The following is a 20,309-nucleotide window of genomic DNA, read 5'->3' as shown; positions in this document are numbered from 1 at the left end:
ACTTGCAACAGCATATGCCATTAGGAAATTAATTTTACGTTCAATTGTCATTTTGTTAAATTTATTTTATGTTAATGATTGATATTCGGTCTGGTAGAAATATGACGCACAACGTTTCGGGGCTTGGCGATGGCGGGCATTTCGAAGCCGAAACTTTCAACTAAAATACAATTTTCTATCGAAGCAAAAATCTACAATTGAAAACTTCCCGCCCGCTATTGCCAAACCTTTGTTAGCAGAAGTACTTTTTTCAGTAAATTTTATAATTGCCATATTTTTGTTTGTAATCTTTATTGAGATTCAGATAAATTAAAGAATCTTTCTTAATGATAAATTTCTCATTACTAAATTCAGTGAACATTCTAACATTTGGTTCAGGAAAGCAATTATTTATTGTTGTTACCATTGACTCAAAAGTTTCTTCATTATTTAAAGAAAAGTCGTCAACATATAAACACTTATTTGGTCGAAAGGAATTTACCACTAAAGTATCGCCTTTTTTATTCCAAATTCCTTCCGAGTATAATTCACTGATGTGACCAGTTTCCTCATACTTAAATTCGTTATTTTTAAGTAATGTTAGTGTCGCATTTGAGTAAGGATATCTTACAACTTTCCAATCTCTAATAAAACTTTCTGTTTTTTCAGAATTATTGTTCTCAACTTTTGAACATGCGAATGCTAGAAACATAAAAATTACTGATATAATAATGCTGCGCATAATTGGGAAGTATTTCTGCTAACGTTTTGCGTGTATGAGAAGTAGCGGATTAAAAGGTATTCACTTTCAATTTTGCACTAAGTTTCAAAGAAGGCACTGACCTTCGGTTTAGCACTTCACCCGCTATTTTTCATACACGCTGTTATAAGCTGGCCTTTCTATTATACTTACTTTTGCTCGCTTTATTATTTTTATTATTTCATACCAAATAACGGAAATAAAACCGATTATTATACTGGTTAAAAGTTGATTCAAATTCAACCCTTCAAATTCAAAAAATACAGTCAAAGGATTTACATAAAGTATTAACCCCACTAGAGCGATTGTAATAAAGATAATAAATAAAACCATATTATTCTTATACTTCAAGGTCGTTAAAATAGAATAATAAAATGAACGGTTGATTAATGTAAGAAAAATATTGGCCGTTATTAAAACGGTGAAAACCATTGTTCGCGTAATCGCTTCATTGTAACCACTTGCCACCGCTAACTGATAAACAGACAATGTTCCAATTGTAATGACGAATCCCTGCATAATACTAATAGAAAGCTCTTTTAGATTGAAGAAGGTAGTGGATAGTGGTTTCGGTTTTTGCGACATTGTGTTCGGTTCCATCGGTTCATTTTCGTAGATTATGGAGCAAGTGGGTCCCATAATTAACTCTAAAAAAATGATGTGTATCGGAGAAAAAATATTCGGATAAATCCAGCCGAGGGCTAATGGAATGAATACCGTGAGAATGATTGGGATATGTATAGAAATGATGTATTGAATGGCTTTTTTTAGATTGGTATATATTTTTCTTCCCATTGCCACGGCTTCCACCATTTTGGATAAGTCATCTTCCAATAAAATTAAGGAAGCTGCCTGCTTGGCAATCTCAGTTCCTTTTTGTCCCATTGCAATGCCAATATGTGCCGCTTTTAAAGCAGGGCCATCATTTACGCCATCACCAGTCATTGCTACTATTTGATTGTTGGATTTTAAAGCATTGATTATTTTCAGCTTGGCTTCGGGAAACATTCGAGTGAAAATGGCCGTGTCCATCACCCGAGTCTTCAATTCATTCTCCGATAGTTCCATCAGCTCATCTCCCGAAATGGTTTTATCATAATCTTTAAAACCAATTTGCTTTGCAATGGAAGCTGTTGTAGCTGCATTATCACCCGTAATAATTTTCACTTGTATGCCTGCGGTATAAAAATCTTCCATTACTCGCTGAATATTCTTTTTTGGCGGGTCATAAAAGGCAACTATCCCCTTAAATTCAAAAGGTAAATCTTGTTGTTGTGAAGGATAATCTTCACCTTCAAAATTTGAAACACCTACACCTAAAACCCTGTATCCTTCAGTTGCTAAAACCTCGATAGCATAATGGATTTGTTGTATTTCCGTTTCGTTTAGATTAGATACATTGATTAATGCTTCGGGCGCGCCTTTGGCGGCAATAATTTTGCGACCATTACTATCCGAAAAAATGTGCGTCATCATTGGAGGTTTGCCGCCTAAAGGATATTCGTGAACGAGTGTGAAATTAGGTCGTTCATCAGTTTGTATCAGGTTTTTATATGCTTGATGCAATGCCACTTCCATAGGGTCGAACGGAATGGGTTCACTTGCCCACATAGATAATTCTATAAGCTCTTTATCGCTGTCGTTTAATTCTTCTTGAGGGCTTACAATTTTATTATTTTTCAAAACAAACAGTTTGGCCAAACTCATTTTGTTTTCAGTAATCGTTCCCGTTTTGTCTGTACAGATTACCGTAGCACTTCCAAGGGTTTCTACGGTTTTGGTTTGTTTTACTACAATTCCCAACTTCATTAATCGCCACGCCCCGAGTGCCATAAAGGTGGTAAAAGCCACAGGAATTTCTTCGGGTAAAATGCTCATTGCCAAAGTAAGCGATTGAAGTAAACTGTTTAAAATATGTTTTGATTGCCAATAATTGATGACCCAAACAAGCACAAAAACGATAGCCCCTACGATAGCCATCCATTTGACAAAATTGGATACCTGAATTTCTAAAGGTGTTTTTTCTTCGCTGATGCTCTCTAAACTCTTTCCAATTTTACCCAGTTTGGTTTCGTTGCCAATAGCTGTAATTTCAGCAATGGCCAATCCACTAGATACAATGGTTCCGCTATAAATATATCTGTCTTCTTTGTCTTTATCCTTAAAAACGGCAAGCGATTCGCCTGTAAGGATTGATTCATTGACAGAGAAATCGTTCGATTGTACTATGGTTCCGTCTGCGGTGATTGAGGTCCCTTCTTCTACCAAGAGAAAATCACCAACCACCAATTCTTCACTTTTTATTTCAATAAGGGCTCCGTTCCGAATGACTTTGCAATGGGGTTGGGACAGATCCTTTAATTTTTCAAGGGCGTTTTTACTTCGCGAATCCTGATATAATGAAATGGAAGCGATAAAAAGGATAGCAACGACCATAAAAATGCCATTACCTGTTTCACCACTAATAAAATAGATAGTAGAGGCCACCAACAATAAAATGGTCATAGGTTCTTTAACTATCCGAAGTAAAACATCTAAAAAGGTGTTTTCTTTTTTATAGTCAAGCTTATTGCGCCCAAATTTTTCTCTTGAAAAGTTAACTTGTTCGCTATCTAATCCTTTTATGTTAAATTGATTCACAGGCATTTTAAGCTAACTTTTATTGCATACAAAAAAGATTTTGTTAGCTCTATTAGTCATCATCATCTTCTTGGTTTTCAATATTTTTAAGTGGAATAGTTAGGTCTTTCACAATTTCTGAATGTCTTATTTGTCCACCTAAAAAGCCTGTTCTTGCAACAAGTCCGAAACTAACTAATGAAATAAGAAAAATTACAAATGCAAATGTTCTTGTGGCAGGCGATTTTCTCAAAGTCAAGTATACTCCTAAGATGGAAGCCAATCCTAAAATGATTAGGGAAACCAAAGCGTAGATTGCAAAATCTTCGTGTCTTTCGATTGTTACTTCAAAAATCCCTGGTAAATGTTCTACACTTTCTTCTGCAGGTTCGCCTGTTATGTATGCAATGCCTGCACCAATTGAAGAAAGAAAAAATAGACCATAAGCGGCAACTTTCGTCTCATTGCTTTTTGTCCAAAGACCATAAGCAAGAACAAGTCCACCCAAAATTGAACCGAATATCGGCAGATGGGTGATGACTAAGTGAATGTGTGTTTGATCCATTGTATTAATTTTTCTTAAAGGTCATCTTTATTTTTCAATAGAAATATGATGTATGTCACTTTTAAAAATGATTCTTAGATTGATGTGTTGTTTAGGCTTGCTTATAACGTTTCGGGGCTTGCCGAAGGCGGGGATTTTTAGTACAAAAGTTCAATAGAATTACTACTGTTGAGCCTTGCACAAATGCTCAATCGAAGAACTTCAGCCCCGCTTTTGGCAAACCCTTGTTATCTGCAGGCTTTATTCTTCAGTTAAGTTTTTGATATATTTTAATACACTTTCTTTAATTTCTATTGGTAAACATTCTGTACTTCCTCTAAATGGTTTAAATGGTTTGTAAGAAATTCTAGAATACTTTGTTTTTATTTTTGCTTCCATCTCCATAGCTTCTTCACCAATTTTAATTTTCTTAGCAAAAAGTAATTTATAGGAATATGGTAACTCACCTTTCAAAGTACGAGTTTCAATATCAGTAATTGTTACTCCAAATTTTAAAAATTTCTCTCCATTTCCATAGCATTCAATTAAATACAAATATTTGCTTTTATCATACCAGATACTTTTGTGAAACCCACTTTTTTGACTATTGTCACATTGCGGACACCCTCTGTTTTCCGCATAATGTGCTCTAGGTCTTAAGTCAAATTCACCGTGCTCTCTACATACTATTATAACCCTAGCTTCGGTAGTAGTATATCTTACCTTTGAATAGTCATATTTGTCACCGTGAGTTTCTTTAGATCTTCTTAAAAAATCTTCTAATGTTGTTCTTGCCATATTTTTGATAAGCTTGCAGATAACTCTCAAATATACGCAATACCTACGTAATAAAATAGTGTTTAATTATGCGGCAATTGATTGAAAAACAATAATATAGGCATATGTAAACATTTGTAAGCGTTTGACATAACTTTTAAAAAAAATATGGTGTTCAGTTCAGGAAGTTTTGCTATCAAAGTCATTTCGTCTTGATTTTTGATATTGTCCTTCTTACTAATTTGTAGTTACTGTGAATGTCAAAATGTGTCACTGTGTTTTACTTTTTGTTTAAAGTTACGTGCTTTTCTTCTGTTCACTTACATATTCCAAAATATCAGCAGGCTGGCAGTGTAAAGCCTTACAAATAGCTTCTAAAGTGCTAAAACGTATTGCTTTTGCTTTTCCCGTTTTTAATATAGAAAGATTTGAAAGAGTCAACTCAACATTTTCTGACAGCTCATTAAGCGACATCTTTCGCTTTGCCATCATTACATCTAAATTTACAATGATTGGCATAGTTTATACAGTTAAATCGTTTTCGTTTTGAATATGTACTCCTTTTTTGAAAATAGTTGCAATAATATATACAACTGCTCCCATTAGAATAAATGCTTGACTGTCTTCCCAAAACGGGTTTAATATGTTGCTAGCTAAACCGTGATGCATCAAATTTTTAGTAACCTCTTTGGCTATGTAACTTAACAACCCAATTGAAAGGGTGTAATAACTAATGAGTAAAATTTGTCTCGCAACAAAAGTGTTGAAGGGTTTTGTCAAATCCATTTTGTGCATGAGTCTAATAACTATGTAAAACATAACGGCTTTTAAAACTGAAATGGTTAGGATAAAGCTATAAACACCGAAAAATGCCATTCTGCTTTCTCTATACAATTCAGTTAAGTCGAGCTTTTGATAAAGATTTGGGAGAAACTCTGGCTTAAACAGACTAAAAATGAAATTTACTATTAAGCCGCCCGCTTCAATAGATAAACCTACAAAAATGAGCCAAGCTACCGTATATAAGCCCCAAAAAACGAATTTGTTTGTTTTTGACATTGTGATATAAATTTGTAATGAGGTAGCAAAAGTAATAAATATTTATTGATAAACAATAAATATTTTTTGAAAAAGAAAAAAAATGATTGTCTTACTTGAAAAGTCAGGTAGACGACAATATCGTGTGTATCGGTTTACGTGAAGTGTAGTCTTTAAGCTGCCGCATAACGGTTGGCGGCTTGGCTTAATGACCGATTTGGAGCACTATACTAATCAACCACGCACAAATGTTTATGAGAATTACTACACTTCAATTTACCACTGAACTCGCAATTAAGCCAAAACGCTGTTAACGTTTGTTCTTCTGTCATTGCTGTGAATTTTTATTGTAATTATTTAGTAGTTCTTGGTATGTCCATTCGTTGCCTTTCACAAAAAAATCATAGGTTTTGTCCCAGTCAGTTCCTGTTCCCCAACCTATCATAGATGAAACTATTTTTGTGTGCTTGTCGTCAACCTTTCTAAATTGAATAATTTCTTGAAGATTTCCATCACTCTCTCTTACGCTTTTTACAAAATTATCATTGAGGATAACTTTCAATACAAGTATTTCGTTGTCAATAAAGCTTGTAATCGGTAATTTAATTGAACTGCTGTCTGACAGACTTTTTGATTTGTCATAGTTTGTGATAATAAAGCCACCCGCTTTCAATTCTATATGGGCTAATGGTGCTATCCATTTTTTTAATTTTTCGTCAGTTGTGAAAAGTTCCCACGCATCATTTAAGCTAACTGGCAGAACACATTCAAGACGTAAGACCTTTTCACCTGATTGATTTTTGTATGAAGTATTTTTTAATGTCTGACTATGAACTGTCAAAGTCGCAAAAAAAAAGAGGAAAATATAAGTACATTTATGTGTATTCATAATAATGTTAATTTATTTAAAGGTCCTATTTATTTGTCTGTATATTTATGGTGTTTGAATTACTGCTGACGTTTTGGCGCTTGGCGAAGAAGCGGATTTCGAAGCACTAAACTGTCAGCCAGCACTGAATTTGATACGAAGCACAAAGCTTCATTAAGCACTGAACCCGCTTTTTTGCCAAACGCCTGTTATAGGTAGCCTTTCTTTCCATTGTCAATTGAAATGTCGTCTAAATTCCTTTGCGATTACATAATTGTCGCCAATGAATATTAGTTTAAAGTTGTCTTGCTTTAATTCATTTCCAAATGTTTTAGTCGCAACATTATGTTTGTCACAAACCTTAATTGCTTTTTGTGCAATTGAAAAAGGAGCTTCCATTAGTTTTCCTGTTCCGCTTTTTACATTGCTTAAAAAAGTGTCTACCGTAAAGTTTATATTTCTGTCCGAAACATAATTTGTCCAGTTACGCCAACCTTCGGTTATTTCGTTTATTGCATTTTCAAAGTCAGCCACAAAATTGTCAAAATTGTCTGGCTTTGAGTTTATGTAGGTCGTTACAATATTTTCATTATAGTCAATAAGTAATGGATGTGTTTCATAAGTACTAAACTGTCCAAGTGTTCCCTTTTTTAAGTGGAATTCCTTTTTGTCAATAAGGTCAAAACGAAATAACTGGTCGTCAATTTTAAGCGTCAAAAATGTCGCTTGGTAATTGTCAACCTGAACAGTCTTATTTTGAATGTCTAAAATGTTCACAATTGTCGTCTTTTAAGGTTACCTATAACGGTTAGTATATGAAAAGTAGCGGATTTTAAGAACTAACTTTTCGGAAAACAAGATACTTAATTAAAGATAAAAACGGTTCAGGTTAGCACCTAAACCGCTATTTTTTATATACTTTGTTATGTGTTGGCTTTTTTTATTCAACCATTTTCCTTTTCAAATTCTTCTATTTCTCTGTAGAATTCAATGGCTTTTTCAACGGATTTTCCTCCTGAACCTGCTATTAAATTTCTAAACCATTTTTTATTTAGATTTTCGGGTTTGTGATTTTTATACAACCAAAAGGAAAAGTAAATAAAACTACCTGTTAGGATTATTTGAAAGATAATATAAGGTAATCCTACGTTTTGTGGAAACCAATTGTCACTCAAATAAAATGTTGTAAAAAAGGGAAATTGTAAACACATAATTTTAGCGTGGTCAATTATGGAAAGTTGAAGTTTTGATAATTGTTTCTGAATTTCAATTATGCTACCATCGTAATTTATATTTTTTGTCCAAGCAAGATGTTTAATATAGTCTGCAAACCCTTTTATATTTATCAAAGCGATTGCTGAAACTGAAACAATAAAATAATTACTTGCCGAAGAATAATTTGAAATAGCATAAAACAAGGCGTAGCCTAAGATGAGAAGATAAAATACAAAAGCTACTATTCCTGCCGTTTTTAATTTAACCAAGCCGTTTAAAGTAGATTCTGCCTTTCTGCCAATAGTCTCTTTTAAAAGTAATTTATTAATTGTCAATGTTTTTTCTATTTTGACATTTTGCTCTTTCCAAATATTTATGAGTTCTATATTTTCCATTTTATTGAATTTTAAGTTGATTGAATTCCTTTTTTAGTATGCTTTTAATTCTGCCAATTTTTGTTGCAACATTGGTTTCTGTAATTCCGATGATTTCTGAAATTTCCTTGTAACTTTTTTCTTCGAGGTATAGCAAAATTAGGGCTTTGTTCAAATCATTTAATTCTGAAATTAGATGATTCAATATTCCCAAGTCGGTTTCTTTTTCATCAGATATTTCTTTGTCGGAAAAATCAAAAATATCTGTCGTAATCGGGTTTGAAATCCGTTTTCTACTGTTCTCTTTCCTGTAGAACGAAATAGCTACATTCAAGGAAATTCGGTATATCCAAGTTGAATATTTAAATTTTTCGTTGTAGTTGTCAAATGATTTCCACAATTGCAAAATAATTTCTTGAACGAGGTCTTTTTTGTCTTCAATATTCCGACAATATGAGTTTGCGACTTTAAATAGAATACCTTTATTGTTCTCAACAATAACAAGAAAATTGGCTGTTCTATTTTTGTCCATCATTCGGTTTGTGCGTTTGAGAACCTAACTGTAAAACATAGGTTGTGCTGTCTGTTTTTATTGGTGTTTTTGGTTTTTCACTATAATAATTTCTAGTTATCGAAATGCTACAACCTGTTGTGAGTATTGTAAATGCTGTAACAACAACAATAATTAATCTGATGTTTTTGTATTCCATTTTAGTTCGATTTTATTAAGAAGTATTCGTCTTTTCTTAATTATTCGCACAATGGTTGCAAAAATCACACTTTTTTGAAGAAAATTTTTTCAGTCAAGAATTCAGCTCAAACTTTTAGTGAAGTTCGGAGAAGAAGTTTGATGTTATTCCTGAAGTTTTTCTTCCGCTTGCACATAACGGTTGGGTATTTCTGTTGGCGGGGATTATTATAATTGGTTTTTGTAAATATAACAAAATGAACAACTAGCGAAAATCTTTATGATGTAAACTTCAACCCCGCTAATAGAAATACTTTGTTATGTGCAGCCGTGGCTCTCAATAACTTAATATGTTCGTATTTAAACCCCTTTCTTTATTAATATTTGCTTTGAGATATTTTAAGGTAGTTTCTTTATTATTTAAATCAACTAAAACGCTTCCACACCAAAAGTTTGTAACTTTTTTCTCATTGAATTCAAAAATCAGAATTATGGTTGATTTTCCTATTCCTCCCTTAAAATAATTCATTAACGCTATATTTTTTCCACTGCCAAAATACTGTAATTTTCTTCTTGGCAGTTTTTTGTCGAGAATAACGTCAGTAGGATTCCAATTTTCGTGTGGATTTGCTATAGGTTTATCTTCTAATATTGCATTTAGGAAGTTTAATATAACCTTTGGAATTTTGTTAATATCGGTTTCTTCCGTCAATTCTGTGTTTTCAAGTTTAGTAATTAAGCCAGCAAGATTTTTGTTTTCAAGAATTTCTTTTGCATTAATTAGGATTTTTTCATCGTCTTCTTTAATGGTTTTACTTTCCTTGGAACAACCTAACAGAATTGTGATAAATGCAAATAAAATTGTTATCGGAATTGTTTTCATACGGTTGCACATAACGGTTGGGTATTTCTGTTGGCGGGGATTATTATAACTGCTTTTGTAAATAATAAGGTACGAACAATTAGCGAAAATCTTTATAATGTACAATTCAACCCCGCTAATAGAAATACTTTGTTACCTGCAGGTTATTTATGTGTCTTTTTTAATTTTCGATAAATTATAAACGATACGATTAAACGACAAATTTCTAAGATTGTAGCAAAAATGAAAAATTGAGGAGCGATATCCTTTGCGCCCTTGAATAAGCTTGATATAAACCAAAAAGAATATATAGCAAAATACACTCGAAACGGAAATTGAATAAAATTAAGTAATATTCCGAATTTTGTTTTCCAGAGTAATAAAATTGCAGACGCAATAAGTGAAATGAATAATAAAAGAAATAAAATATGAAGGAAATCAAACACAAACATTTCAAGAAGAAAATCCATATAAAAACACGTTGCTAAATCTAAAATTGCAAGAAAGTAAATCAGATATTTCATATTTAGTCAATTTCTTTTAAGCGCGGTTCTCTTAACTTGCAGGTAACGTTTTGCAGCTTGGCGAAGTGGCGGATTTAGAAGCACTTACTTTCATTTTAGTACTAATGTTTATTTGAAAACCAAATGTTCAATTTAGCACTGAACCCGCCATTTTGCCAAACTGCTGTTACCTGCTGGCGTATTTGTTATTGTTTAAATTTTCTGTTTAAATAGTTTAAAACTGTTTGTGCCGAATTTACAACAAACATCGCTTCATCTTCCCCCAATAACTCTTCATTTGGATGTGATAAACTTGCTTTATTTCTAATTGGATTTAGTTTGTCAAGAGTATTACTAAATGAACTTATTATTTGGTCAATTTCACCTTGTCTATGTCCACCTTGTTGCAGTTTTGGATGATTTGCTTTTAGTTTCTTAAATACTTGTGTTAAATTTTCATCATCTGTTAATGCAATTCCTGCTTGTTTACAAACTTCTTTAAGATAACCGTGTAATGCTGTATGAATTCTGTCCACACCACTTGTTGCACCATTTTTTTCTATTAATATTTTGGCGTCTTGAATTGCCCTTTCAACAGTCTCGTTAGTTATTGTCAATTGTTCAGATGCAACTGCTTGTCCGCTTTCAAGTCGTCTTATTAGTTCGCCAATTTCATTTGCCATTCTTTGTTTAGCTTCTCTTACTTCCTCTGGGAAAAAGTCAACTGGATATTTTTTAATTACTCCTTTTAGTATTTTGGCTTGTGTTGGTGTGTCTGAATTTTCAAGAATTGTTAAAAATTTTTGTCTTGTTGTGCCATCATAAGCTGCTGGTGAAATATTTAGGTCGCAGAAATAAGGATAAAATTCTTCGTGTGTTCTGTATGAAAAATCTCCAAGATAACCTCCACTTACTCCGATATAGGAATTTGTTATCATAAAAATTTCAGGTCTTGTCAGCATAAATTTGTCTATTTGTTATGTTCGGAACGCTTGCAGGTAACGAAAAGTATTTGCGAAGAACGGGCTACTGCAAACCAAACTGATAAGTGAAACCGCCTTGAGCAAAATGCTTTTTCAGATTTCTAAATTAGTGAAAATTGAAATATGAAAAGCATTTTTGCGAATATAAAGACTAAATTTTCAAAGGTAAAATTCAACCCCGCTTTTTGCAAATACACTGTTACCAGCAGCAATATTTGAACTTCTCATTTCAAGAGTTCGCAGAGAGCTTTCGAAACTCATTTTTACCTTTTCGTCATTTTCCAAAAATTGCACGTTTTAGCTCGATATTTTTTGGCTGCTTTAACGTCAAAACTTTATATTTTACAATTCAGAAATTCCGTGATAATTTTTTGTTCCAGCTTGAAAATATTCGCTTGCTTTTGCCCAGTTTTTTTCATTTTAAATTCCGCGAAAAATGCTGGAAGTCCGCATTACTCTTTCCAAAAATCCGTGCTTTTAGCGGCATATTTTCTAAATACAAATTGTAAATTTTGGCCGTTTAATTTCCAATTTTTTCTTATGCGCAAACTTGATTTTGTTGCAGGTAACGTTTCGGGGCTTGGCGATGGCGGGCAAACCGAAGCCGAAACTTTCAACTAAAATACAAATTTCAATCGAAGGACAAAACGTGAACTTTTGACTTTCCGCCCGCTATTGCCAAACCCTTGTTGTACGCAGGTTTTTTAGTTTATTTTTATTCCAAGTCGTTTCTGAATCAGAATTATTAAAAAAATCAAAATTATTCCACCAATTAGTATTAAAGGAATTTTAGTTTTATCCTCTTTAATTTGTTTATTTACACAATTTAGATTTATATATTCTTTTGAATTTACTCGAATTGAAACGACACTTTTAATATTGTTAAAAAGAAATTTTGCATTTTTATCAATTTTTATTTCGATATTTTGGTTAGGTTTTACGTCTGAAATAAACTGTTCATAATTAAAACATTTAGTGTACTCAGGAATTATTTTTAGAATTTTTGGGTTGTTTTCAATTTCCAAATTATAAGAAACACTTCCTTTTCTTTTAGGTTTGTTTCTATGAATCGATTTGTAAGTACCTGTTATTATTTCAGTTTTATCTAATTTTATATTACTTTTTGTTAATGAGTTGTAAAGAACAAAACTCAAAGCTAAAAATACTAAAATATAAAAAAAGGTGTTGAATATTTTCACTAAAATTCTTTTTAGAACGGTTTTTTTTCAAAATTGCGGACAACGTTTTGCGGCTTTGCGATGGTGCGGTCTAAAATGATAAATCTTTCTATTATAAATTAAACTTCGAAATATCTAAAATCTTTAAACTTGCGAAAAACCCGCACTATTGCAAAACCGCTGTTAGCGGTAGTTTTTTAATTTTAAGATTTTATTTTTAATAATTTCAGGACTTTCGCCATAAAATGACATGTTTATTAATAATGGTGTTCCAAATCTTCTATAATTTGATTTTAGAATGTATTTCTGAATTGATTTATTTTTTGAATTTATATATTTTTCAGGGTTAGTTAGATAAATTCTAATATATTTTTCATTTGCATTGTAATCCAAAACATTTATATCTTTCACTTCATCAAAAGAAATTATTAATTTTTTGTCAATATAAAGTTGATTTTTCAAATTCCTTAGCACTACTTTTCTCTTTTGTAACTTTTTGATTGTTATGATTAACCCATAGGAAAATAATAGAAAAACCATTGAATTAAAAAATTTTAAGAGCATAGGTTTTTCATAGAATAAATATCCTACCCATCTATAAATAAAAATCCCGTTCGGTTTTTTTTGGGTTAAGGTATCTACGTTGGCAAAAGTCCATAAAATTAAAAGCAAACAAAATAATGAAACTGCTAATAAGAAAAATAGCCTTGTTTTATTATAATAAACTTCAAATTCTTCGTTCACTTTCTATAAATATTGTTTGTTTTAAAATTACCGCTAACTCTCAAATATACGCAATACCTACATAATATAATAGTATTTTAATTATGCGGCAACTGATTGAAAAACAATGATATAGGCATGTATAAACATTTGTAAGCGTTTGCCGTAACTTTAAAAAAATATAGGTGTATTAATTCTTTAATATTTTTAGTAAGGAATTAAAGAAACAATAAAACCGAACTCCGTAAAAATTGTCGGAATAGTATAAAACATTCTAACATCCAGACAGTTATTTATATTCTTTTCTCATCATATCCGATACTTCAATAGCCATTTCAGTATAAAGCTGCGTATCATAGGTTTTAGCCCCTTGAAGGTCTTTCATCACCACGCTTCTAAATTTAACATCTAACAACAGTTCATCATATTTTCTAATTTTTTTTAGATATGGTGAAGAGATGAATATTTGAAATTCCTGATGGCTTTTGTCTGACTTAAATTTCACGATGACGAAATCGTTCGTAGGCTGGACTATTTCCTGGACTATTGCTATAAGTTTCATAGGGCAAAGATGTGAAATTCCATAACAAATTTAGATGTGTTTCTTGTCATAAATGGTGACAATAATCTATCAAGTTAATTCGGTGTTTTTTTATTCACAGTTTTTTAGTTTTATTTTTTTACGTATTTGATTTAAGCTTATAATTTCCAAGCCTTAAAAGTGCTACCAATAGCAATAACATTGTTCCAGAACAATAGTTTCTTGTTGTGAAAACTGTGAGCAATATTATTTTTTAATTCATTCCGTCAGATAAGTATAAAAACTTAAAATAAGCAATATCGTCTGTTGGGATTAGTGCTTTTAATTTTTCATTGTCTAAAAGTTTGTCAAATGAAATTTGCTCTTCTGGGCCATGAGTGTGGTTATATGCATTTCTCGAATGAAAATTACACAATTTAGTTTACTGCAATAAGTGAACAACAGAATTACATCCGCTACTACGTTAAACAAATTATTCCGTGAAATTATAACGTTTTAATAATCTCGATTAACCATTAACAAATTCTCCAGCCGTAAATGAATCATTAATTATAGTGTTATAAAATAATTGAGGGTTGTTTACACCTCGGTTAACCCTTAAAAAATTGGCCAAAATTTTTTTCTCTCAAATCCCTCTAATACCAAATTTTTAGAATTTTACGGGGGAAATTTTTTTATTTCATTCACGGAAGCATCCCCCTGTTAAAGGTTTTTTGGGGAGGGGCTCTATCGCAGGGCGGATACGAGGAAGGTAGTACAGTGGGGGAGGTATAGGCAGTAGTTTCACTGTAATTTTTGAAAAATTGTAGATGACATTGAATATTATAACAGTTACGAAATTTTTTCACCATAAATGTTCTTTATTAGCGACCCGAGGAATTGGTGGGTACTGAAGTAAATTATTTGTTTGGCTCGTAAATGATGTTGAACGTTAAACCTGATAAAAATTTAGTAAGCACATCATTATTAAAAAATTCTCCAGCGTAAATAACGTCTGCATCTCTTGAATATATTGTTTGGCTAATGCGCTGTTTTTGTTTTAGTTAACACATAAATAGTAGCCAAATTTCCCAGCGAAAGCTTAGGCCAATAGTGCTGGAAGCTGTAAATTTAATGTTAGATTAAAAACGAAACATTATGGAGAAATTGAGAGTAAAGTATAACCGCGTAAGCACAATACAACAGACAGGAAATCGATTTGATGCAGATAGGGAGAAATACGATCGAGTATTTTTCGATAAGATCTCTGGTTCGGTAAAATTTAAGGACAGACCCAAAGCACAAGAGATGATGAAACTTATTGAAGAGGGAAAAATATCAGAGATCGTACTTGAGAGTCTTGATCGCTGCGGCAGGTCCACAAGTGACGTCATAAGTACGTTGGAATGGTTTGAGGTAAAAAAAATTAATGTTCATGTAAGAAATATTGGTTTACAATCCAGACCTAACGGAAACCCAAACCAAATTTGGAAACTCATCACCTCCATTCTTTCCTCGATAAGCGAGCTCGAATTGAGTGCTATCAGGGAGAGAACGCGTGTCGGCCGCGAAGTTTATATTCAGAACGGAGGTTACATTGGAAGACCTGCAAATTCTAAAGAATCAGAATCCAAATTTCTAAATAAACCTAAAACTCAGAAGTGTTTGGAATTACTGAAAAAAGGGAGAACCATCCGTGAGATCTGTAAAATTTTATCGATGTCTTCTTCAACGGTACAGAAAGTGAAAAATGTTGCCGTAAAAAGAGGATTAATTTTACACTAAGGAAGCAAAACTTCCATTTTTTGCAAAAAGCCAAACAACATAAATTACGGTCCCAGGAAAACAGCCAAAAAACCTTCTTATTACACGTTCAGATCGATGTTCTTTCGGCCAAACAAATTTCCCATCTCATAATGTTCCTTTCATAACCCTTATTATTAAACATTTGTTTAATTTTCAATGGAGTGTGATGGTATGATTTTCGGAATCGACCTTTACGACAAAAAAGACACCCGAATGGTGTCTTAAATTTAAGCGTAATGTGGTTAAATAGGCTTTTTTATGTGGAATTCTGTTGTAACATCCAAGGGGAAATTCGAATACAATTCCACTATACAATTTTCACGTAAACTTCGTGCTCTTCCAACAGCCTGGATTAGATCTGATTCAATTAATGAAAGTTGAATCTTTTGAAGATCTTTATTTTCAAAAGAGTTGAACATAAACTCGTAGTCATTGTATCTGACTTTCTGGAAACTCATAGGAGAATTCATTATATCAAAATCCACATTCATCAATTTTGCAAGAAGAAAGTACACAATATTTGATCGGTGTGGTGTACCAACAACAACAACGTTCTTACCTCTGAGATGATTATAACCTGAGCAATTACCAAAATATGCTTGTTCATCCGCGTTTATAAATTTGTCTTTATATCCTTTAAATGTAATAGTTATTTTGTCACCGATCTCCTTACTGATTTCATCCCCATATTTCTCCAGACCACTTCTTGAACATGATCTACCCGTATACTGTATTACCTTTCCTACCTGCTCCACGTTACTGATATTAAAAATTTCAAAGTTTAATTCAGGGTATAACTTCTCATAAATGTATGGTGAAAGAGTTGCAGATAATATAATATTTTTCTTTCCCGTGGGAAGTCCTCTTTTTACAATATAATGGATCTGCTCATTTTCCAATATGAAAAAGCTACACCTAAAAAAATCTATTACATTGGATTGTATACCAGTCATGGAATCACCATTATCCGCTAAATCATCAATGTCTATTATATAAGAAGATCGACAATAAATACCGTTACCAACCTGTTTGAGATGCTCAACTACGCTTTTAATGGGATCATGCAGCTGGATTAACGATGAAAGATCTCTAATTGAAGTCTTCTGAATCTCCACCAAATTTGTTAACGGGTCTTCATCAAATATTACTGTTGAATGATTAAAATCGGAATTTACTATACGCTTATGGGTAGTAAGTAGCGAAACATTAATATTATTACTCTTATCTAATTGATATAAATATACAGCCGCAGATATTTTATCACCAGCATCTGCTTGATGCTTCCCCTCTGCCACAAGATGTATCAACTTCATAGCTTTAGTAGCCAAACCCTTTTTGTAGTAGTCCTTCAATTTCTTCTGCAAATTTTGTCCTTCAAATTCCATTGAATCAGGACTGAATGTAAAATCTGTTTTAATTCTTTCCTTAAGTTCATTTTTCAAATCATGCGTTGGGAGTGCAATAACTGACTTTTCAACGTTAGTAATATATTCCGTCTTTCCCATAGCAGTTGGAACTAATATCAAATGTGTTTTATTAATCTCCTCCTCCATTATTACGTCATCAAACTTTTCTTTAAATTTTTCTGAAGCATCTTGTAATGTTATTTTATTCTTTTGTTTAAGTACTGTTATATGTCCCCTTTTGTTGGTAAGAGCCGATATAAAGTCGTAATGGTCTGCATCTTCTGGATATGGGGAAAATTTATGTATAGGAACGGGATAATATCTTCGCTTCTTGACGTACGGTAGTATTGCAAAATTATTTTCTGTATAACTTGTTTTTCCGATACTATTAAAATGTTCCATTGTATTTTTCATCATCTTAAAACCTCCTTCTATATATTGTAAGTTAGTTGCTAAGGGAAAAAGTTGATCATGATACAACCATTCACCATTGAGAAACTCATCCCAAATCTTAACTTTATCTCTTCCTGCTTCCAAATCGATTTTTGTCCTCCCCACTAATGAAGTAGAAGAGGATGGATTACCTTCAACATCAATTTGTGCTAAAAAAGGGTAGTCCTTATTATAATAGAATAGGGACTGTGGTAAATTAGCAGTATTTGGACTATATCCAATAATAGAACGAGTATTGTTATTGTCTCGGGCCGTAATATTAATATTTAAAAAATCTATAAATTGTTGGAGAGGGATAGGTTTGGGATTTGTTATAGTAACACCATCCCCACCATAGAAGACCCGAGCAGGATCCTTACAATTCGTATCAATTTTTAAAATTTTTTCAGTTGAATTCATAATCTTGCCATAAATTTTAATATCATTAATCATTTCATCAAAGAATAAAACTATTCTGAACTTTCTAAGACCAGGAGTATCACTAAAAGTAAAGTAATACAAAGTAGGTGTAATACCGAACTCCTTGAATATTTCATATATCTCCTCAATAGTTTGCTCTCCAGTATCGAAATCCAAGCCGATCATGTTTGAACCTAACCAATTTTCATTGCTTGGCCAATTATCCTTGAATACTCCTCCACTCCATACATGAGGATTTGGTCTCTCAATTAATTTGCTAAACTCCTTTATTGAAGATTCGGTGTTAGATATCGCTTTCTTAATCCTTCCGAATCGTTTTTTTTCCAATTTTTCATTAAATGGTAATGTGGTAATTGAATACCTGTATTTTCTTTCTTCCATAATTTTACGGTTTGTTTAGATTTTTTGCATAACGAATGCGTTCACATGTTTTTGTGAATTAAAATTTTCGTTAAATTGTCTGTTAGTATTGCACCTGAAACGGTGACTTTTTTAGCATTTACAAAATGCAGTTTATCCACTGCCTTAGAGACTCATCCCAAGCAATATATTGGGAATATTACGTCCTATGTCAAATTAAATTTTTATTAACGTCAAATACAGTTTCCATGTCAATGGAAGCCAAATAATGTTTTGTTACGGTGGTACTTGAGTGGGCCAACATTTCTGAGATCACATCAGTTGAAACTCCACTCCTTTTTAGCACAGTAGCATAACAATCCCTTGCAGATGCTGTATTCATTACAATTGGTAAGTTTAGTCGGTTTGAAATTAATTTCAAGTTTTTATTAATTTTTCCCCGATATTTATGGAGTTTGTTTTCATACTGCTGTTCCGTATAACCTTCCTTTAACTTACCCAACACATACGGACTCTTTGGATCACTAACTTTATCCAATAATTTCTGCAACCGATCCGTAATAGGAACCACGATTTCCTGTTTGTGATTTTTCCTTGTATTTTCAGTCTTCTTTCGAAAAAAAACAAAGCAATTACCTTTTTTCTGATCCCAACGCAGACGGAACAGATCCGCGAAATTAATTCCGTTGCACAAGTAAAGCAGTACCCAAATATTATGCGCATACTCCTCATTTAAATTTTGAAGATAAGGATCATTAATAAAACGTTTAATATCATCTGAACCGAGAACCTCCTTCTTAGGAAAATGGTCGCAAATCTTATAGCCATCATGTGCAAATGGGTATTTATATGAGCTTGGAATCAATTTAACAGTTTTAGTATAGTAATTTATGCTCGATCTGAGATCTCGAAATATTCCATTTATATAAGAAATTTTTCTTCCCTCTCTCAATTTTTCGCGTTCAAAGGATTCCAAGAAAGCTTTGTCAACTTCATCTACCATTATTTCCTTATTCTCCCGAATTAGCGCATTCTTCGACTGCCTCATTTTAGCAATTGTTCTAATAGATAATTGCGGTTTAGCTTTGATATATCCTTCGAACATATCTTCAATCTTCAAAGATTTATTTGTTTCGGCAATCTTTTCTTTATAAAATAACTCGCGGAGCTTCGGACGGTCGAAAACCACCATGTCTTTCATAATTTGTTCCGCTCGGTACACGTAGTCCTGACATTTTTTCCTGAATTCGATAAATTCCAATTTAGATGACTTCTTAGTAAAAATAATATGGTATTTATCTAAGGTCATTTTACTCAGGTTCAGAAAACATTTGTGTTTTCCTGAGTTCACTACAACAGAGAGATAATATTTTCCGTTTTTATCTATCGACCGTTTGTCGAGTACAAGTCTGCATGTTGCCATATTAAAAATTTAAAAATTTGGGGACATTATCTAATTGTTGCTTGCTATTACCGTTTTTAACCCACTCATCAATCTGCAACCGATCAAATACTAATTTTTTTGTCCCCAGTTTACTGTAGGGGATCATATCTCTCCGTACCATACTGTATATGGCAGATTTGGTTAGCGGAATGTATTCCGATAGGGATGTAATATCCATGTATCTGTTTTCTTTCATATTACTTTTTTTAATTAGAAATTATTGAAAACAAAGCTGCATAGCTATTTTACAGCTTTGTTTATGTTTGGCCAAAGGATCCAACTTATTTTTTGAATTGAGACAAAGTTTATCCTATCACGGAAAAACCTTAATCCAAATTTGTGTTAGCGAGTACATGGGTCAATATTGTGAAAGCGGTGATCGTAATACCGAAACGCTCGTGGCTCATGCTTATACAAGTACCAAGTTCCTTCTATTAAAAAGTCAAATTCCGCAAGAAATTTGTCTTCATGAAAAACAATCGGAGCAAAGTCCAATTTTTCCTCTGCGACATCTGTTAGGAATTTGAGATAAACATCCCAAGTTTTCAGTACAAGATACTCTTCGCGCATATCACCTGTTGCAACTTCAACTGAATACTTCTCCCTCGTCACTGTTCTGAAATAGTTTAAAAGATCATCTTCTTTATAGACGCCTACTCTTTCGTCCGTAATCCCAATTATAAAGGCGTTAAATTTCGGGTCTAAGAGATTAGCACCTTTAAATTCGCTCCTCGATTTTTCGGAGAAATTCATTCTTAAAAATTTTTCTGACATAATATGATATTTAAA

Annotated in this window: 20 protein-coding genes; 1 reads left to right on the top strand and 19 read right to left on the bottom strand. The window is 32.7% G+C overall.

From position 1 onward, the window contains the following. Positions 1 to 250: 250 nt before the first annotated feature. From BMZ55_RS10740 to BMZ55_RS10660, 16 genes are all read right to left on the bottom strand, one after another. Entirely contained in the window at positions 251 to 721 is a 471-nt protein-coding gene (locus BMZ55_RS10740; protein WP_089820340.1) for a hypothetical protein, read from the bottom strand. 123 nt (positions 722 to 844) lie between these two features. Then, positions 845 to 3,385 (bottom strand): cation-translocating P-type ATPase, encoded by a 2,541-nt coding sequence (locus BMZ55_RS10735; protein WP_089820339.1) that lies wholly within the window; start codon positions 3,383 to 3,385, stop codon positions 845 to 847. Between the two features lie 46 nt (positions 3,386 to 3,431). After that, entirely contained in the window at positions 3,432 to 3,923 is a 492-nt protein-coding gene (locus BMZ55_RS10730) for a hypothetical protein (RefSeq protein ID WP_089820338.1), read from the bottom strand. Between the two features lie 240 nt (positions 3,924 to 4,163). Further along, positions 4,164 to 4,700 carry a hypothetical protein gene (locus BMZ55_RS10725; protein WP_089820337.1) on the bottom strand — a complete coding sequence of 179 codons (537 nt, stop codon included), beginning with the start codon at positions 4,698 to 4,700 and terminating at the stop codon, positions 4,164 to 4,166. 276 nt (positions 4,701 to 4,976) lie between these two features. Beyond that, the gene (locus BMZ55_RS10720; RefSeq protein ID WP_089820336.1) at positions 4,977 to 5,198 is read right to left on the bottom strand and encodes a helix-turn-helix domain-containing protein; all 222 of its coding nucleotides are present in this window, start codon (positions 5,196 to 5,198) and stop codon (positions 4,977 to 4,979) included. Positions 5,199 to 5,201: 3 nt separating this feature from the next. Beyond that, positions 5,202 to 5,738 (bottom strand): DUF2975 domain-containing protein, encoded by a 537-nt coding sequence (locus tag BMZ55_RS10715; protein WP_089820335.1) that lies wholly within the window; start codon positions 5,736 to 5,738, stop codon positions 5,202 to 5,204. A gap of 307 nt (positions 5,739 to 6,045) precedes the next feature. Next, positions 6,046 to 6,606 carry an SRPBCC family protein gene (locus tag BMZ55_RS10710; RefSeq protein ID WP_143068776.1) on the bottom strand — a complete coding sequence of 187 codons (561 nt, stop codon included), beginning with the start codon at positions 6,604 to 6,606 and terminating at the stop codon, positions 6,046 to 6,048. 213 nt (positions 6,607 to 6,819) lie between these two features. Then, positions 6,820 to 7,362 carry a hypothetical protein gene (locus BMZ55_RS10705; protein ID WP_089820333.1) on the bottom strand — a complete coding sequence of 181 codons (543 nt, stop codon included), beginning with the start codon at positions 7,360 to 7,362 and terminating at the stop codon, positions 6,820 to 6,822. 167 nt (positions 7,363 to 7,529) lie between these two features. Further along, the gene (locus tag BMZ55_RS10700) at positions 7,530 to 8,195 is read right to left on the bottom strand and encodes a hypothetical protein (RefSeq protein ID WP_089820332.1); all 666 of its coding nucleotides are present in this window, start codon (positions 8,193 to 8,195) and stop codon (positions 7,530 to 7,532) included. 1 nt (position 8,196) lies between these two features. Beyond that, entirely contained in the window at positions 8,197 to 8,709 is a 513-nt protein-coding gene (locus BMZ55_RS10695) for an RNA polymerase sigma factor (RefSeq protein ID WP_233701942.1), read from the bottom strand. Further along, positions 8,693 to 8,884 carry a hypothetical protein gene (locus BMZ55_RS11285; protein ID WP_143068775.1) on the bottom strand — a complete coding sequence of 64 codons (192 nt, stop codon included), beginning with the start codon at positions 8,882 to 8,884 and terminating at the stop codon, positions 8,693 to 8,695. Before BMZ55_RS11285 ends, BMZ55_RS10695 begins: the two co-directional genes overlap by 17 nt. Positions 8,885 to 9,199: 315 nt before the next feature. Beyond that, a complete protein-coding gene (locus tag BMZ55_RS10690) occupies positions 9,200 to 9,745 on the bottom strand; it encodes a hypothetical protein (protein ID WP_041252616.1) in 546 nt (181 codons plus the stop codon). Between the two features lie 688 nt (positions 9,746 to 10,433). Continuing rightward, positions 10,434 to 11,189, bottom strand: coding sequence for an abortive infection family protein (locus BMZ55_RS10680; RefSeq protein WP_089820330.1), 756 nt, complete (start codon positions 11,187 to 11,189; stop codon positions 10,434 to 10,436). A 725-nt stretch (positions 11,190 to 11,914) separates the two neighbouring features. Then, complete coding sequence (locus BMZ55_RS10670; RefSeq protein WP_089820328.1) at positions 11,915 to 12,409, bottom strand: hypothetical protein; 495 nt, start codon at positions 12,407 to 12,409, stop codon at positions 11,915 to 11,917. Between the two features lie 162 nt (positions 12,410 to 12,571). Then, positions 12,572 to 13,132 carry an STM3941 family protein gene (locus BMZ55_RS10665; RefSeq protein WP_143068774.1) on the bottom strand — a complete coding sequence of 187 codons (561 nt, stop codon included), beginning with the start codon at positions 13,130 to 13,132 and terminating at the stop codon, positions 12,572 to 12,574. Between the two features lie 268 nt (positions 13,133 to 13,400). Beyond that, entirely contained in the window at positions 13,401 to 13,673 is a 273-nt protein-coding gene (locus BMZ55_RS10660; RefSeq protein ID WP_089820326.1) for a hypothetical protein, read from the bottom strand. Between the two features lie 1,116 nt (positions 13,674 to 14,789). Between BMZ55_RS10660 and BMZ55_RS10655 the strand changes: the two genes are divergently transcribed. Continuing rightward, the gene (locus BMZ55_RS10655; RefSeq protein ID WP_089820325.1) at positions 14,790 to 15,416 is read left to right on the top strand and encodes a recombinase family protein; all 627 of its coding nucleotides are present in this window, start codon (positions 14,790 to 14,792) and stop codon (positions 15,414 to 15,416) included. A gap of 263 nt (positions 15,417 to 15,679) precedes the next feature. On the opposite strand, the gene BMZ55_RS10650 is transcribed toward BMZ55_RS10655, so the two are convergent. The 3 genes from BMZ55_RS10650 to BMZ55_RS10635 form a co-directional block, all read right to left on the bottom strand. Then, the gene (locus BMZ55_RS10650; RefSeq protein WP_089820324.1) at positions 15,680 to 18,097 is read right to left on the bottom strand and encodes a hypothetical protein; all 2,418 of its coding nucleotides are present in this window, start codon (positions 18,095 to 18,097) and stop codon (positions 15,680 to 15,682) included. A 190-nt stretch (positions 18,098 to 18,287) separates the two neighbouring features. Then, positions 18,288 to 19,385 (bottom strand): tyrosine-type recombinase/integrase, encoded by a 1,098-nt coding sequence (locus BMZ55_RS10645; RefSeq protein WP_177179810.1) that lies wholly within the window; start codon positions 19,383 to 19,385, stop codon positions 18,288 to 18,290. A gap of 477 nt (positions 19,386 to 19,862) precedes the next feature. Next, positions 19,863 to 20,294: a hypothetical protein gene (locus tag BMZ55_RS10635; protein ID WP_143068773.1), complete on the bottom strand. Its 432-nt coding sequence runs from the start codon at positions 20,292 to 20,294 to the stop codon at positions 19,863 to 19,865. Positions 20,295 to 20,309: the final 15 nt, after the last annotated feature.

Origin of the sequence: Kaistella treverensis (assembly GCF_900114045.1) — a bacterium.
In the GTDB taxonomy this organism is placed as follows: Bacteria; Bacteroidota; Bacteroidia; order Flavobacteriales; family Weeksellaceae; genus Kaistella; species Kaistella treverensis.
This window is presented reverse-complemented; position numbering and strand designations above follow the sequence as displayed.